This is a genomic window from Tabrizicola piscis, from assembly GCF_003940805.1.
GTDB lineage: Bacteria > Pseudomonadota > Alphaproteobacteria > Rhodobacterales > Rhodobacteraceae > Tabrizicola > Tabrizicola piscis.
In genome coordinates this window covers 1,587,335-1,603,042 of the sequence record NZ_CP034328.1, presented here as the reverse complement: position 1 = coordinate 1,603,042, position 15,708 = coordinate 1,587,335, and the positions used below count along the sequence as shown (strand labels likewise).

Here is a 15,708-nt window from a genome sequence, read left to right as displayed (position 1 = left end):
ATGCTTCACCGAACGTCGCATCGAAAAGACCGGTTTCCCCGCCAGAAATGTCGTCCGCCGTAATCGCCTAGGTGCCAACCAGATGGCCGTTGCCAATGTCCACCAAAGACACGCGTTGGGGCGCATGGCCGGGCCGGTGCAACGGGCTTGGCACCTCTGAGGCTTTGCGAGGGGTGGTCGGACGCAAGCGGCCAGGGTCCGGGATGGGAACGGCCTCGATCAGCAGCCGGGTATAGGGATGCTGCGGGTTTCCGAAAATCTGCGCCGTCGTGCCAAGTTCGACGATCTGTCCCAGATACATCACGCCAACCCGATCCGACACGTTGTTCACCACGGCCATGTCGTGGCTGATGAACAGGTAGGACACCCCAAACTCACGCTGAAGGTCACGCAACAGGTCCAGCACGCGGGCCTGCACCGACACATCAAGGGCCGAAACGCTTTCATCCGCGATGATCAGGTCGGGCTGCAATGCCAGAGCGCGGGCGATGCAGATGCGCTGGCGTTGGCCGCCGGAAAATTCATGCGGGTAGCGGTCAAGATGGGCCGCCTCCAGCCCCACGCGGGCCATCAGGTCGGCGGCGCGGGCGGTCTGTTCCGTAGGGGTGCCAATACCATGGATGGCCAGCGGTTCGGCGATCAGGTCACCGACACGCATCCTTGGGTTAAGGGCGGCCATCGGGTCCTGAAACACCATCTGCACGCGGCGTCGCATCGCCTTGAGGCCCGCCGCGTCAAGGCTGTCCAGCGCCTGACCGGCGATTTCGATCCGGCCCTGATGCGGGGCAAGGCCGACAAGGGCCTTGGCGATGGTTGACTTGCCGCAGCCGGATTCTCCGACCAAGGCGAACGTCTCACCTTTCTTGATGTCGAAGCTGACATGTTCGACGGCGTGAACGTTCTGGGTGATGCCGCCCAGAAGCCCGCCGCGCAGGGGATAGCGGACGACGACATCGGTCAGTCTTGCGATGGGGTCGCTGGTGACCGGGGGGCGCACGGTCCCTTGCCCCATGCGCGGCACGGCAGCAAGCAGCGCGCGGGTGTAGTCGGCCTGCGGTCTGGCGAATATGTCGGATGTGGAGGCGGTTTCCACCTGCCGTCCCTGCCGCATCACGATCACCCGGTCGGCCATCTCGGCCACGACACCCATGTCATGGGTAATCAGGATGATGGCGGTGCCAAGGTCGCGCTGCAGGTCGCGCAGCAGGTCAAGCACCTCACGCTGGACGGTCACGTCCAGCGCGGTCGTGGGTTCATCGGCAATCAGGACTTCGGGCCGCAGGGCAAGGGCCATGGCGATCATCACGCGCTGGCGCATCCCGCCAGAGAATTCGTGCGGGTACTGGCGCAGCCGGCGCTGGGGTCCCGAAAGGCGGACAGCCGTCAACGCCTCAACCGCGCGCTTTTGGGCTTCGGCCCGGCCAACAGACGCGTGGGCGCGGATTGCCTCGACCAGTTGCGCGCCGACGGTCATCACCGGGTTCAGGCTGGTCATCGGTTCCTGAAAGATCATAGCGATCCGGTCGCCCCGGATGGCGCGCAGGTCTGCTTCGGCAAGCCCGGTCAAGGTTTCGCTGCCAAGCACCACCTGTCCCCCAGTGACCCGCACCGCTGGCGGCGGCAAAAGGCCCATGATGGCCAGCGAGGTGATGGACTTTCCCGACCCGCTTTCCCCGGCGATGGCAAGGGTCTCGCCCCGGTTCAGGGTGAAGGACAGGTCCTGCACCAGTGGCTTCAACCCACATTCCGTGCGGACCGACACGCACAGACCTTCGACCCGCAACACGGGCTCCGGGGCCGCTACAGCCCCGGAGGTTGGCAAGGCTTCCGCAAGGGTCATTCGAAGACGACCCGGGGGAAGTAGAAGCTGACGACCCAGTTCGGCATGTCCACGACTTCCGAGATGCGCAGATCACCGCAGACGGAACACAGCATGTAGGCGTCCACCGCCGAGATGCCCTGTTGTGCCTGCAGCAGGTCGATCATCCCCGAAACGGCATCCTTCGCCGCCGTCATCAGGTCAGGCCCGATCCCGGTGGTGGCTTCATAGCCCTTGGCGTCCAGATGCCGTGTCACCGGCCCCGGCGTGGTGAAGCGCGGGGTTTTCAGCGGCTGGTTCTTCACCAGATCCAGCGTCAGGACCACGTTCATCGGGCTTTCAATCGCCGTCCCGCAGACCTCGCCATCGCCCTGCGCGGCATGGGTGTCACCCACACTGAACAAGGCCCCCTCCACCTCCACCGGCAGGTAAAGCGTCACGCCAGAGGTCAGGTCACGGATGTCCAGGTTCCCCCCCACCCGGCGCGGCGGAACGACCGAGTGCAGCCCGACCTCTGCCGGGGCATTGCCGATGGTGCCGGAAAACGGCTTCAACGGCACGCGGGCAGACTTGCCCCAAAGCGCCGGCTCCATGCTGGTGGGGTCGTAGCTCCACAAGCAAAGGGCCGGATCGGTGAACTGGTCGGCAAGCAGCCCAAAGCCCGGGATGTTCGCCGTCCAGCCAAAACCCTTGCCGTCGAAGACTTTCGGGGCGAACCCCTCCAGCGTGACCTTCAGCACGTCGCCCGGCATCGCCCCGTCAACGAAGATCGGCCCGGACACCGGGTTGATCTTGCCGAAGTCCAGATCGACCACGCTTTGCAGCGTCGACGACGGGCCAAGCTGGCCCGCCGAGGAATCATGACAGTGGAACTCGATGGTCGAGCCCGGAGCGACACGCAGCGCCGGGGGCAGGGAGTTGTCCCACCCGAAATGGTGCTGCGCGCCGTGGATCGTATAGTCGCAGGCCTTGCACATTACTGTTTGACCCAGACGTAGTCATAGTTGACCGGGATCGAAACCGGATCGACATAAAGCGCATCCTCGCCGCCCATCCGTTCCGACTTCATTGTGTAGCGTTCTTCGTTGAAGACTGGGACCCAAGGCGCCTGCTCCATCACGCCCATGTAGACGTCAGACCACATCTTCAGCCGGTCCGCAGCCATTGCCGGGTCAAAGGTGCTGTCGGCTTCCACGGCCTTGGCATCCAGCGCCTCGTCGCAGAACTTGGACCAGTTCCAGCCGCCTTCAACCGCACCGGCACAGCCAAGGATCGGGCCGTAGAAGTTTGAGGCATCGGGGAAGTCCGCGATCCAGGCCATGCCGCCCGACCAGATCATCGGCGCAGTGCCTGCACCACCGGCCTCGATCACGTTGGCCTGGGCAAGGTTCTGGATGTTCGCGGTGATCCCGATGGCCGCAAGGTCCTGCTGGATGGCTTGGGCAATCCGCGGGTTCGGGTCGGTGTTCATGACGTAAAGCTCGGTTTCGAACCCGTCGGCCAGACCTGCCTCGGCCAGAAGGGCCTTGGCGCCTTCGACGTCATAGGGGTAACCGGCATAGCCTTCGGTATAACCCGGCATCGACGGCGGCAGCGGCTGCGTGGCAGGCACGGCGCGACCGTTGATGATCTGGGTGATCCGCTCCTTGTTGATCGCCATGTTGACGGCCTTGCGCACCTCCAGCTTGTCGAAGGGCGGCAGGGTGACGTTCAGGGTGATATAGCCCGTGTGAAGCTGGCCCCCCTGCACCACGCGTTCGGCCTGCGCGGGGTCTGCCATCACTTCCATGAACTTTGCGGGCGGGATGCCATCACCGGGGACGTCAACCTCGCCGTTCTGCAGGCGCAGAAGGGCGACCACCGGCTCTTGCCCCACTTCGAACACCACGGAATCAAGGAAGGGCACACCGGCACGCCAGTAGTCGGCGTTCTTCTCGAACACCAGCCGCTGGCCCAGCGTCCATTCCGCCAGCTTGAACGCCCCGGTGCCGACCGGCTGCTTGCCAAAATCGTCGCCCGCGGCATCGACCGCCTCTTTCGGCACAACGCTGGCGAAGTTCAGCGCCATGACGTGCAGGAAGGTCGCGTCGGGACGGGACAGGGTGATCTTCACGGTCAGCGGATCGACAACCTCCACCCCCGACAGCCCGCCCTCGCCAGCGGCGTCAAAGCCCGCGATGGCGCCGAAGAAGCCCGCGCCCGGCGACTGCGTTGCGGGGTTGGTCACGCGGTCCAGCGAGTATTTGACGTCTTCCGCCGTCATTTCGCGCCCGTTGTGGAACTTGACCCCGGCGCGCAGCTTGAAGGTGTAGACGAGACCATCTGGCGAAATCTCATAGCTTTCCGCCAGCCCGGGACGCAGCTCGGTCGTGCCGGGGGTATAGTCCATCAGCCCGTCGAACAGCGACTTGATCATCGACCAGTTCTGCCAGTCATAGCCGATGGCGGGGTCAAGGGTCGCCACGTCATCCTTGTAGGTGACCGTGATCGTGCCGCCGGCGGTCGCGGCCGGATCGGGGGTGTAATCCTGCGCAACGGCGGGCAGGCCAAGGGCCAGCATGATAGCGGTTGAGGCGAGAAGTTTTTTCATCTTTATGCTCCTGTTGGATTGCAGCGAAGTTTTGTCAGCGAAGTTTGATGCGGGGGTCGATCAGCGGGGCGATCAGGTCGGCCAGAAGGTTTCCCAGCACGATGGCAAAGGCCGACACCAGCGTGACGCCCATGATGATCGGGATGTCGACGCGCTGGATCGCCTGCCAGGCAAGCTGCCCGATACCCGGCCAGCCAAAGACGCTTTCCACCACGACGATCCCGCCCATGAAGATGCCGATGTCGATGCCGATCATCGCGATCACCGGCAGGATGGCGTTGGGCAAGGCGTGGCGCAGAACGATCCGGGCGCGGGTCAGCCCCTTCGCCCGCGCGGTGCGGATGTAGTCAGCCCGCAGGACGTCGATCATCGACGACCGCATCATCCTGGAATACCAGCCAGACCCAAGGATACCCAGCGTGATGGCAGGCAGCACCAGATGGCTGAATGTCCCGTAGCCCCCGATCGGGAACCAGCCCAGCTTGACCGCAAAGATGTAAAGCAGCAGCAGGCTGACCACGAATTGCGGGGCCGAGACGGTGACGAAGGACGTGATCATCAACACCTGATCCACCGCCTTGCCGCGCCACAGCGCAGCCACGATGCCCATGGTCAGACCCAGAACCAGCTCACACAGGATGGCGCCCAGCATCAGAAGCAGCGTGGCAGGCAGGCGCGACCAGACCAGCTCGGCCACTTCGGTCTTCTGCAAGTAGCTGCGGCCCATGTCCCCCTGCACCAGACCGGCAAGGTAGCGGCCGTATTGCACGATGAAGGGCTGATCGAGGCCAAGCTGTTCACGGATGTTCTGAACCGTTTCGGCCGTGGCCGACCGACCGGCGATCTGGCGCACGGGGTCTGCGGGCAGAACATACAGCAGGAAAAAGGTGATGAAGCTGACACCCAGAAGGATCAGCGCGGCCTGGATCAACCGGCGCAGCAGGTAGGCGGCCATCAGTCGCGCCCCCTTTGCGTCGGGTCCAGCACATCGCGCAGCGCGTCGCCCACAAGGTTGAAGGCCAGCGCCAGCAAGATGATCGCCGCGCCGGGGATGAACACGAGCCATGGGGCAGACTGGAAGTAGGTCTGGTTCTCAAAGATGATGTTTCCCCAGCTTGGCGTCGGCGGCTGCACCCCGATGCCAAGGAAGGACAGCGTTGCTTCAAGCAGCACGGTCGTGGAAATCCCCAACGTGCCCCAGACAATGATCGTGGGCAAAAGGTGCGGCAGGATGTGGCGGAACAGGATGCGAGAGGTCGAGGCCCCCAGCGTCCGCTCTGCCGCGATGAAATCCCGCGTGGCCAGCGACGACGTCTCGGTAAAGATCACCCGCGCGGTCTGCACCCAGTTCACCAGCGCGATGACCAGGGCGACGATCCACAGCGACGGCTGGAATATCGCCGCCAGACAGATCGCCAGCAAAAGCGCCGGAAAGGCCATCATCAGGTCGGTAAAGCGCATCAGGATCGCACCGATCCAGCCCCGGAAGAACCCGGCGGTGATCCCGACCAAAGTGCCGATGACCAGCGCAAGCCCGTTTGCCACGACACCGATGATCAACGAGGTTTGCGCGCCGTACAGCAGCCGACTGAACAGGTCGCGCCCCAGCAGGTCAGTCCCCATCAGGAACTGCCCCCCGGGCGGCATCGGCGCGCCTTCAAGGGTCAGGCCATCAAACATCTGGTCGTTCGGATCAAACGGCGCGATCAGCGGGGCGAAGACGGCACCGCCTACCACCAGCGCAATCAGCACCAGCCCGAACACCGCGAGTTTGCGCTGCATCAGCCGGGCAAACGCGCCCGCGGGCCGCCGAAGGACCTTATCCGCGCCGAGGTCGGTCATCCGCATCCTTCCCGGCACCTTGCGCCGCCACGATCCGCGCCGCCGCATCCTCAAAGCTGATCCGCCATGCCATCGCCATCTGGCGCAACTGCGCGTAGGCATCCGCCTCGGACTTGCCGCGTGCCGCCAGCAGCGTCACCGCGCGGACTACGGTCTGCCGGTCCTCCAGCCTGCGGCGCAGGTCGGCAATCTCGGCAGACAGCGCTTTCTGCGCATCAAAGGCGTCCCGGGCGATGATCAGGGCGGAATAGGCCCCGTTATCCCCCACCGGCTTCAAAAGCTGGGCATGCGCGCCCGTCTTCAGCGACCATTCGATGCGCCCCGGCGCTTCCGACCCGATCAGCGCCACCATCGGAACGGGCGGCTGCCCCGGCTCCCACGGGAACATGCCGTCATGGCCCATGTCGGCGTCAAAGAAGATGTAGTCGGCGGCCAGTGCCTCGGGCCCAAGCTCGGGCCAGGCCTGATGCACCACCAGACCGATCGCGGTCAGTTGCCGCGTCAGGGCCTGCACGGTCGGGTGGGGGCGGTGCAGGATACAGGCCTGCGCCCCGCCAAGGTTCGGGATGCGGATCGGGCGGCGCTTCATGAGACCACCCGAAGGTTCGGGGCGACGGCAGCCGAACGACCCCGCGACAGATAAGGGTCTCCCGCCACCGCACCCAGTTGCTTGATGGGTTGGAAGGCCCCAGCCACAACCCGCGCTATGATCACCGGCAGGACCGTATGATGCGTTTCGGGGTCCACCATGCCCGCACCCTTGTCCCCGGACAGCAGCTTTGACAAAGGCAGCGCCTCGGCCCCCGCGCGGTGCGACAGAAGCCGCGCAAGTTCGCGCACCGCCGAAAAGGCCGCCGCCTCATGCGACGATCCGAAGTTGCCCGCCTCTGGCCAGCCCGGCACGCCCCGGAAATACGGCCCCGCCGATACCAGCCCCTCGGCCGATTGACCCAGCGCCGGCAGTTCGCATTCGGTCAGATTGCAGGACAGGACCGGGCAAGTTTCCGGCCGGAAATGTGCGTCCTCGGCCCCAAGCGCCCGGTAGGCCGCCAGAAATTCGTAGGACGACGGCCCGATCAGCGAATTGAGGATGAAATCGGGCCGGGCAAAGCGCAGCTCTTCGATCATCCGCCCAACCTCGCGTGAGCCGATGGGCAGATAGCGTTCGCCGGTGACCTCTCCGCCCGCTGCCGTGATCCGCTCACGCGCAAGGCGGTTCATCTCCCAGCCCCAGATGTAGTTCGATCCGGTCAGATAGGCCCGCCGCCCATGCGCGGGCATCACCCAATCAAGCAGGGGCAACAGGTGCTGGTTCGGACAGGCATGGGTGTAGACGACATGATCCGACGCCTCAAAACCCTCGTAGGGAACCGCGTACCAAAGCGTGCCACCGTACTTTTCCACCGTCGGGATCACCTCTTTCCGGCTCCACGATGTCACGCAGCCCACCACATGACGCGCCCCGGTGTTGCGGATGATTTCTTCACACAGGGGGCCATAGGCATCGATGTTCCCGCCCGGGTCACGTTCCACGGGCAGGAAAGCAACGTCCAGATCAGGGTCCGCGTTGACCATGGCAATCGCGGCCAGCGCGCCCGTCCGACACGCCTCGGAAATCAGCGAATAGCTGCCGGAACGTGAATACAGCATCCCCAGTTCGATCCGTCGCTTCACGCCTTGCCCCCTGCGAAAAACGTCCCCAAAACGCAAAAGCCTTGCAGCGGACCACTTGAGAAGGTCCGCGTGCAAGGCCCGAATGCCATAAGACGATTTTGTCGATTTGGTACGCTTAAGCCTAGGCGCTGCGGCGCGGCGGTCAAGCTCTTTCATGCCATTATGGCAGGGGCAGATCGGTTGCTGCCTATTTTCCGGGCAGGGTCAGGGGTGCTTGGGTGGAAGGCCATTCCATCGGCCGACTGGCGCATGCCGCCTTGACCGCTGCGCCAGCCGAAAGAGGCCGGCGCGGCGACCTTGCTGGAGGCGTTCCTGCCGCCAAGACCGTCGACAATCCAACGCTTTCACAAGGGATCATGCGAAAGCCGGGTTGGGGGCACCGCAGCCGTCCGTTTGGTTGAACACCTCGCCTGACCCGGCTATCGTCCCCTTGGCCGTTGCGCCTGGATCGATTCCGAGGGTTTGAATGCGTGTTTGCGTGTTTTTCATTATCGACGGACCCAAAATTGAAGCCCAGGCCTGTATTCTTTTGCCAAGCATTCGTCGGATGCTGGGTGAAAGGGTCTCTGTGATCGCCTATTATCGTCAGGATGCCCGTGCAGAAATAATGGCACCCACAAGGCAGGTATTGGACAGCTGCAACGTCGAGATGCGCGCAATTCCGGGGACTGCGCCGGGCGACGTTAGCCCGTGGAAAGAACCATATCCGATCGGCAACAAGATCATGGCAGCCAGCGACCCGCGGGATTGCGATATATCGGTCTTCATTGACACGGATACTGTCTTCATCAAGCCCATTGATTTTGTCAATCTTCTGGGCGATGCGGAAATTGCCGCTGTCATTTCAGACTATTCCACACTCTCGAACGATGAGGCGGGATGGAAAGCATTTTATGCCCATTTCGGCCTTGAGCTGCCGCCAGAAAGGATCAGGCTGCCGCGCGGCAAGCGTGTAAGGTGCCCACCCTATTTCAACGCTGGCATGATCGTCTTTCGGGAAAGCTTTGGCCCAGAAAAGCGGTCATTCGGGACCGAATGGCTTGCGGATTCAATTCGTTTTGATCATGAAGTCACACACCCGTTCAAGCGTGAGAATATTGACCAGTTGACCCTGTCAATTACGACGACGCGGCTTGGTCAGAAAATAAAGATGCTGCCGAATGAATTCAATTTCAATCTCCCAGCATATGGCAATCCACCTGCTGCGCCGAAAGCCTTGATACATTATCACAGGTTCGGCGTGCTTTGGTCTCATCCCGAGTTCGGTCGCTTGGCCCTGGCAGATCTGGGGACAACGCTAGGGGATGATCAGCTTGTGCAATTCCTGGAAAGCTATGGCCCGTTCTTGGCCGAAACCCGACTTAGAAGACTGCTTTGATCGCAATACCTCTTGATCCACGCTGCGGCTTTTCGACCCTGCCGCAGCGTCAAGACAAGACGAGCGTTTGCTCCCCTCACCCATCGGCGGGCCGTCAGGTCCGCCGACAGGCCGGTGCATCCCCGCCCTTACCGCGCGAAGCGTTTGTACTTCACCCGCTTCGGCTCCAGCGCATCGGGGCCCAGACGGCGGACCTTGTCTTCCTCATAGGCATGGAAGTTGCCTTCAAACCATTCCACATGCGCGTCGCCCTCGAAGGCGAGGATGTGGGTGCAAAGCCGGTCAAGGAAGAAGCGGTCGTGGCTGATGATGATCGCGCAGCCGGCGAAGTCTTCGATGGCCGCCTCCAGCGCCTGCAGCGTTTCCACGTCCAGATCGTTGGTCGGCTCGTCCAGCAGCAACACGTTTCCGCCTGACTTCAGAAGCTTGGCCATGTGGACGCGGTTCCGCTCCCCGCCCGACAGAAGCCCGACCTTCTTCTGCTGGTCGGTGCCCTTGAAGTTGAACGCGCCCGTATAGACGCGGCTGTTCATCTGCATGTCGCCCAGATGGATGACCTCGGCCCCGCCCGAGATTTCCTCCCACACGTTCTTGTTGGGGTCCAAAGCGTCACGCGACTGGTCGACGAAGGCCAGCTTCACGGTGTCGCCAAGCTTGATCGTGCCCTCGTCCGGCTTCTCGTCGCCAATGATCATGCGGAACAGGGTGGACTTGCCGGCCCCGTTCGGCCCGATGACACCGACGATGGCGCCGGGCGGGACGGTGAAGGACAGATCCTCGATCAGAAGCTTGTCGCCCATGTGCTTCTTCAGACCCTCGACCTCGATCACCTTGTTGCCAAGGCGTTCGCCGTTCGGGATGATGATCTGCGCCTGCGTGGCGCGTTCGGTGACGGTCTGGCTGGCCATCTCGTTGTAGCGCGACAGACGCGCCTTGCCCTTGGACTGCCGGGCCTTGGCCCCCGAGCGGATCCACTCCAGTTCCTTTTCCAGCGCCTTCTGCTTGGATTTGTCTTCGCGCGATTCCTGCGCCATCCGCTTGGCCTTTTGGTCCAGCCAGGCCGAATAGTTGCCCTCATAGGGGATGCCGCGGCCACGGTCGAGTTCAAGGATCCAGCTGGTGATGTCATCCAGGAAATAGCGGTCGTGGGTGACGATCAGGATCGTGCCCTTGTAGGCGATCAGGTGCTTTTGCAGCCAAGCGATGGATTCGGCGTCAAGGTGGTTGGTCGGTTCGTCCAGAAGCAGCATGTCCGGCTTTTCCAAGAGCAACCGGCACAGCGCCACACGGCGGCGCTCCCCGCCCGAAAGCGTGGTCACGTCGGCATCGTCGGGCGGGCAGCGCAGCGCGTCCATCGCCACGCCGACGCTGGCCTCAAGCTCCCACAGGTTCTGGGCATCGATCTGGTCCTGCAGGGCAGCCATCTCGTCCGCCGTCTCGTCCGAATAGTTCATGGCGAGTTCGTTGTAGCGTTCCAGGATCTTCGTCTGCTCGGCCACGCCCAGCATGACGTTTTCCTTGGCGGTCAGTGTCGGGTCAAGGTGCGGCTCCTGCGCAAGATAGCCAACCTTGGCGCCCTTGGCGGCCCAGGCCTCACCTTTGAAATCGGTGTCCATGCCGGCCATGATCTTCAGCAGGGTCGATTTCCCCGCACCGTTCACGCCGACAACCCCGATCTTCACGCCGGGCAGGAAGTTGAGGTGGATGTTCTCAAAGCACTTCTTGCCGCCGGGATAGGTCTTGGAGACGCCTTCCATGTGGTAGACGTATTGATAGCTGGCCATGTGAGTGCTCCATCGAAGGGTTGGCGCGTATGTAGCGGCGATGGGCCTTGGCTGCAACGGGCAGGGTTGGGTGTTCCTGACTTGGCACGCATCGTCAAAAGGCCGCCTTTGCAGAACCTGAACAGGAGATGCAGGATGCGGTTGGAATTGGCTTTGGCCTTGACGGTGATGGCAGCAGGCGCCGCCGCCGCCCAAGTAACGAACCTTGAGACGCCGGGGAACCTTGCACCGTCGGTTGACCCGGGCTGCGTGACGATGTCCGGGGCCGACGCGCGCCTGTCGCCGCCCGATCTGGCGCTGGGCGTACTGGCCTGTGGCCGCGCGGCCAACTGGGATGCGGCGGCAGAACTTTACACCCTGATGCTCTTGCGCGCGGCCTTCGACACCAAGCGCGTGGCCGACGCCAGCGCGCATCAGGCCGGTGATGTCCTGTCGATGCAACTGGCCGACAGCCTGACCGAGGCTGACCGGACCAGCCTTGGCGCGGCGCTTGACCGGTTTGTCGATCCGGCTGCGGCGCAACGTGCGGTCTTTTGTCAGTCGGCGATGACCTCGGCTGTACCGCAGCATGACCCCTCATGGATGGTCCAGCACGGCATGGGCGCGTTTCTGAAGCCAGCGGGCGACGGCCTGATCGAGGGCTTTGATCCGCAGCAGGCGTGGTCCGCGTTGCTGCGCGATGATTTGAAATGTGCTTGATTTCACCGCAAGCTGCCAAAGGTCGAATTTAAGGATTAGGGCCCCGAATGGCCCTCAGCTAAGGACCATGTGCCCTTGCTGTGCACATATTTTTCCTTTCGCTGGCCGGCAGCTATGGCGTAACCAAGCGGAATGAAATGCGGTTTTCCCATCGCGGCCAGGGGCATGGTCATCGGTCTTCTCGGCGGGTCGTTCGATCCGGCGCATGAGGGGCATGCCCATATCACGCGTGAGGCGATGAAGCGGATGGGGCTGGATCAGGTCTGGTGGCTGGTGTCGCCCGGAAATCCGCTGAAGGCGCGGCAGCCTGCCCCCATGGCGGACCGGATGGCGCGGGCGCGGTCTGTGATGCGGCATCCGCGGGTGAAGGTCACGGCACTTGAGGCGGTCCTTGGCACTCGCGCCACGGCGGATACGGTTGACCGGCTGCGCAGGCTTTATCCGGGGGTCACCTTCGTCTGGCTGATGGGGGCCGACAATCTCGTGCAGTTCCACCGCTGGGACCGCTGGCGCGATATTCTGCGGTCGGTCGCGGTGGGGGTGCTGGCCCGTCCAGGATCAGGCGTGGCCGCGCGGATGTCCGTCGCGGCGCGGGCGTTCCGCGTGCATCAGGTGGCGCGGGGCGAGACATTGCGCGGCCACAAGCCGCCGGTCTGGGCCTTTGTGAACCTGCCGATGAACGATGCCTCCTCCACTGCGATCCGGGCCAGGGGGGGCTGGCGCTCGGGGCAGGGGTGATCCACTCTTGGTCCTCTGCGACAGCGATTTGTGATCGGGCGGGCCGGAAAGCGCGGCTGACGGAACCGCAACGATCAGCTATCAACAGGCAAACGGGGGAGTTGCGGGCTTGATCACACGGCGGATGGTTCTGGGCGGTTTGCTGGCAGGGGCGGCATACCCGGCGCTGGCCGAGGTGATGGACAGCTCCCCCCGCCCGGTACCACGCCCGGCTTCCGGTGCCGCCAAACCTGCCGCCGCTGCAGGGGCCTCGGCTGGAGAATACGCGGCCCTCATCGCGGCGGCGAAGCTGGGCGGTGAGGTCAGCTTTGTGGTGGCGGATGCCAAGACCGGCGAAGTTCTGGCGTCACGGGACCCTGACCTTGCCCTCCCTCCCGCCAGCGTGGCAAAGGCCGTCACGGCGCTTTACGCGCTGGACAGATTGGGCCCCGCATACCGCTTCACAACGCGGGTTCTGGCAACCGGGCCGGTTGAGGCGGGGATGGTGCAGGGCGACCTGATCCTTGCTGGTGGCGGCGACCCGACCTTGCAGACCGATCAGCTGGGTGACCTTGTCGCGCGGCTGGCCAAGTCTGGCGTCAGGGGGGCCACGGGGCGTTTCCTCTATTGGGACGGGGCCTTGCCCAGACTGCGCGGGATATCGGCCGATCAGCCCGATCACGTCGGCTACAATGCCGCGATCTCTGGGCTGAACCTCAACTTCAACCGGGTGCATTTCGAATGGAAGCGTTCGGGCGGCGACTGGCAGGTGGCCGTCGATGCCCGGGGCGAACGCTTCGTGCCTGAGGTGGGCATGGTCCGCGTGGCCATCGCATCGCGGGAGGCGCCGCTGTTCACCTATGACGCGGGCGAGGTGGAGGAGTGGACGGTCGCCTCGGGCGCCTTGGGCAAGGGCGGTAGCCGCTGGTTGCCGGTGCGCGACCCCGGGGCCTATGTGGCCGAGGTGTTCCGCACGCTGGCGCGGGCGCAAGGCATCCGGCTTGACCCGCCGACCCGGACCGGCGCCTTGCCCGCGGCCTCCGAACTTGGCCGCGTGGAGAGCGAGCCGCTGCCGGACGTCCTGCGCGACATGCTGCGGTTTTCAACGAACCTGACGGCGGAATGTGTGGGGCTGACGGCTTCGGGTGCGACGGAGCTGGAAGCCTCGGCCCGGGGGATGTCGGACTGGGTGCGCAATGCCTTTGGCGTAGCGGCCGATCTGCGGGATCATTCGGGGCTGGGCGGGGCGTCGCGGATCACGGCGGCCGGGATGGTGAAGATCCTGCTGGCGGCCGAAGCCGGCAAGCGCGGGCTGAAACCGATCCTGCGCAGCGTCGGGATGAAGGACGACGCGGGCGCGGTGATCGAGGGGCATCCGGTCAAGGTGCTGGCCAAGTCCGGGACGCTGAACTTCGTGTCCGGGCTGGCGGGGTATGTGGCGCCGCCTTCGGGACGAGACCTTGTCTTCGCGATCTTCACCGGCGACCCGGAGCGGCGGGACGCGGTGCCGGTCGCGCTCCGGGAGGAGCCAGAGGGCGCGCGGGCCTGGACAAAACGGGCGCGGCGGCTGCAGGGGCAGTTGGTGAACCGCTGGGCGGGGGCCTTTGGGTGAGGGCCGCAAGGAACTCCGCCCCAGTGTCCCGGGCAGGGACAGTTGGGTAAGGGGTTGATTTTGTTGGGGTGGGGTGTGGGAGGTAAGGGTTTGTTAAGGTGTATACCCAAAGGTTTCCCAAGTTAACCTATCGTTAGCCAAGCTTGCCCATAAAGGAGGGGGACGCGTAACCTTACCCTTGACCGTACATACAAACGTACATACGTTGAATGAAAGCTGAGTTTGAGTTTGACTGGGATACCGGCAACACTGCCAAATGCGCCAAACATGGCCTGACGCAAGCCGAGATAGAATATGCCCTGTCGAACGGGGCGCGCTACGCAGCCGATCCATCCCATTCGCTGACCGAACAGCGCTTTATCGCGCTATCCAGAACAGCGGTGGGCCGCCCGGTCTTCATAGCCTTTTGCTGGCGGGACGGTCGCCTTCGCCCCATCAGCGCCCGCTACATGCACCGACAAGAGGCCCGACGCCATGGCATCCAGACCCAAGACCGTCCCGGTGATGAGCACTGACGAGGAGGCTGAGACCTTCCTTGAGCGGGATCTTTCCGACCTTGATGTGTCGCAGTTCAAACCCCTGACATGGGAGTCCGCCCCCAAGTCCGCCCGCATCAACATGCGCCTGCCCGAGGCGCTGATGAAAGCCCTGAAGACCCGCGCCGCCCAACAGGGGATTCCGTACCAACGGTTGATCCGGGAAGTGTTGGAGCGGGAGGTGAAGGGGTGAGGGACTGATCGGGCTGTGGGTGCGGGTTTGAGCGGAGAGTCGGGGCAGGCCCCGACCTACGGGATTTCAGTTTTGGGGCGACGGTTCGGGTGGAGCGAGGCCCCGGATCAAGTCCGGGGCGGGGTTTGGGAGCGCAGGAACGTATGCCCCTGGGGTGTTGGGGCATGGACCGACCTCGGGGCGAGGGAGTCGGGCTGAAGCCCGACCTACGGGGCGGGATGCGGCATTGTTCGGGGTTGTGGGAGGCCCCGGATCACGTCCGGGGCGGGGTTTGGGGGCGTAGGAACGTATGCCCCGGGGTGTCGGGGCATGGACCGACGTTGGGGCGGGGGAGTCGGGCTGAAGCCCGACCTACGGGGGGATGCGGTATTCTTCGGGGTTGGAGAGGCCCCGGATCAAGTCCGGGGCGGGGTTTCTGGGGGCGGGTTACACCCCCATATGCCGCACCCGCGCGCCCCATTCGATGGCGGCGGCGTGCAGGCGGTCGATCTTCAGCTCCTCCCGGACCTCTTCCAGCATGCGAAGTTCCACCTGTGAGTGGCGGCCGTCGGCGGTGACGACGTCGCAGGCCAGCGCGTAGGCGGTCTCGAACAGACGCTCGGGCAGGGCCTCGCGGATCAGGCCGAAGAGGGCGTCGAGGCCGTCTTCCTCTTCGAACAGGTCAAACACGGTGCGGCTGACGCGGCGGATGCGGTCGGGGTCGTAGGTGGCGAAGATCGGCATGTGGTTGACCATGCGGGTGATGGCCACAAGCTCGGCCGTGCGCACGTCCTGGTCAGAGGCGGAGGAGGCGATCATCACCGCGACAAGGGCGTCTTGCGGGGACATGGGGGAGGTGTCGGACATCGGGGGCTCCTATCGGCG

The 15,708-nt window shown here is 64.0% G+C and carries 15 protein-coding genes; 6 read left to right on the top strand and 9 right to left on the bottom strand.

The window, feature by feature from the left end:
* Positions 1-67: 67 nt before the first annotated feature.
* Genes EI545_RS07655 through EI545_RS07625 form a run of 7 tightly spaced genes read right to left on the bottom strand, consistent with a single transcriptional unit; the run spans position 68 to position 7,925 of the window.
* Entirely contained in the window at positions 68-1,840 is a 1,773-nt protein-coding gene (locus EI545_RS07655; protein WP_125324925.1) for an ABC transporter ATP-binding protein, read from the bottom strand.
* Positions 1,837-2,796, bottom strand: a complete 960-nt coding sequence (locus tag EI545_RS07650; protein WP_125324924.1) for an acetamidase/formamidase family protein — start codon at positions 2,794-2,796, stop codon at positions 1,837-1,839. Before EI545_RS07650 ends, EI545_RS07655 begins: the two co-directional genes overlap by 4 nt.
* Positions 2,796-4,409 carry an ABC transporter substrate-binding protein gene (locus tag EI545_RS07645; RefSeq protein WP_125324923.1) on the bottom strand — a complete coding sequence of 538 codons (1,614 nt, stop codon included), beginning with the start codon at positions 4,407-4,409 and terminating at the stop codon, positions 2,796-2,798. Before EI545_RS07645 ends, EI545_RS07650 begins: the two co-directional genes overlap by 1 nt.
* Positions 4,410-4,443: 34 nt before the next feature.
* A complete protein-coding gene (locus EI545_RS07640; RefSeq protein ID WP_125324922.1) occupies positions 4,444-5,364 on the bottom strand; it encodes an ABC transporter permease in 921 nt (306 codons plus the stop codon).
* Positions 5,364-6,251 (bottom strand): ABC transporter permease, encoded by an 888-nt coding sequence (locus EI545_RS07635; RefSeq protein ID WP_125324921.1) that lies wholly within the window; start codon positions 6,249-6,251, stop codon positions 5,364-5,366. The genes EI545_RS07640 and EI545_RS07635 overlap by 1 nt, the downstream gene beginning before the upstream one ends.
* Complete coding sequence (locus tag EI545_RS07630; RefSeq protein WP_125324920.1) at positions 6,229-6,840, bottom strand: ANTAR domain-containing response regulator; 612 nt, start codon at positions 6,838-6,840, stop codon at positions 6,229-6,231. The genes EI545_RS07635 and EI545_RS07630 overlap by 23 nt, the downstream gene beginning before the upstream one ends.
* Positions 6,837-7,925, bottom strand: coding sequence for a transporter substrate-binding protein (locus tag EI545_RS07625; protein ID WP_125324919.1), 1,089 nt, complete (start codon positions 7,923-7,925; stop codon positions 6,837-6,839). The genes EI545_RS07630 and EI545_RS07625 overlap by 4 nt, the downstream gene beginning before the upstream one ends.
* 478 nt (positions 7,926-8,403) lie before the next feature.
* On the opposite strand from EI545_RS07625, the gene EI545_RS07620 reads away from it, so the two are divergent.
* Positions 8,404-9,303, top strand: a complete 900-nt coding sequence (locus EI545_RS07620) for a hypothetical protein (RefSeq protein ID WP_125324918.1) — start codon at positions 8,404-8,406, stop codon at positions 9,301-9,303.
* 128 nt (positions 9,304-9,431) lie between these two features.
* Here the strand turns inward: EI545_RS07620 and ettA are convergent, their stop codons facing one another.
* Positions 9,432-11,087 (bottom strand): energy-dependent translational throttle protein EttA, encoded by a 1,656-nt coding sequence (gene ettA, locus EI545_RS07615; protein WP_125324917.1) that lies wholly within the window; start codon positions 11,085-11,087, stop codon positions 9,432-9,434.
* A 135-nt stretch (positions 11,088-11,222) separates the two neighbouring features.
* Here ettA and EI545_RS07610 point away from each other — a divergent pair, with 135 nt between their 5' ends.
* The 5 genes from EI545_RS07610 to EI545_RS07590 all read left to right on the top strand — a co-directional run bounded on the left by EI545_RS07610 (position 11,223) and on the right by EI545_RS07590 (position 14,844).
* Positions 11,223-11,786: a hypothetical protein gene (locus tag EI545_RS07610; protein ID WP_125324916.1), complete on the top strand. Its 564-nt coding sequence runs from the start codon at positions 11,223-11,225 to the stop codon at positions 11,784-11,786.
* Positions 11,787-11,918: 132 nt separating this feature from the next.
* Positions 11,919-12,524 (top strand): nicotinate-nucleotide adenylyltransferase, encoded by a 606-nt coding sequence (locus tag EI545_RS07605; RefSeq protein ID WP_125324915.1) that lies wholly within the window; start codon positions 11,919-11,921, stop codon positions 12,522-12,524.
* A 124-nt stretch (positions 12,525-12,648) separates the two neighbouring features.
* A complete protein-coding gene (gene dacB, locus EI545_RS07600; RefSeq protein WP_125327285.1) occupies positions 12,649-14,115 on the top strand; it encodes a D-alanyl-D-alanine carboxypeptidase/D-alanyl-D-alanine endopeptidase in 1,467 nt (488 codons plus the stop codon).
* Between the two features lie 209 nt (positions 14,116-14,324).
* The gene (locus EI545_RS07595; RefSeq protein WP_125324914.1) at positions 14,325-14,630 is read left to right on the top strand and encodes a BrnT family toxin; all 306 of its coding nucleotides are present in this window, start codon (positions 14,325-14,327) and stop codon (positions 14,628-14,630) included.
* On the top strand, positions 14,620-14,844 hold the full coding sequence (locus EI545_RS07590; RefSeq protein WP_216842504.1) for a CopG family antitoxin: 225 nt from the start codon (positions 14,620-14,622) through the stop codon (positions 14,842-14,844). The genes EI545_RS07595 and EI545_RS07590 overlap by 11 nt, the downstream gene beginning before the upstream one ends.
* 426 nt (positions 14,845-15,270) lie before the next feature.
* Here the strand turns inward: EI545_RS07590 and EI545_RS07585 are convergent, their stop codons facing one another.
* Entirely contained in the window at positions 15,271-15,690 is a 420-nt protein-coding gene (locus EI545_RS07585; RefSeq protein WP_125324912.1) for a tellurite resistance TerB family protein, read from the bottom strand.
* Between the last annotated feature and the right edge of the window lie 18 nt (positions 15,691-15,708).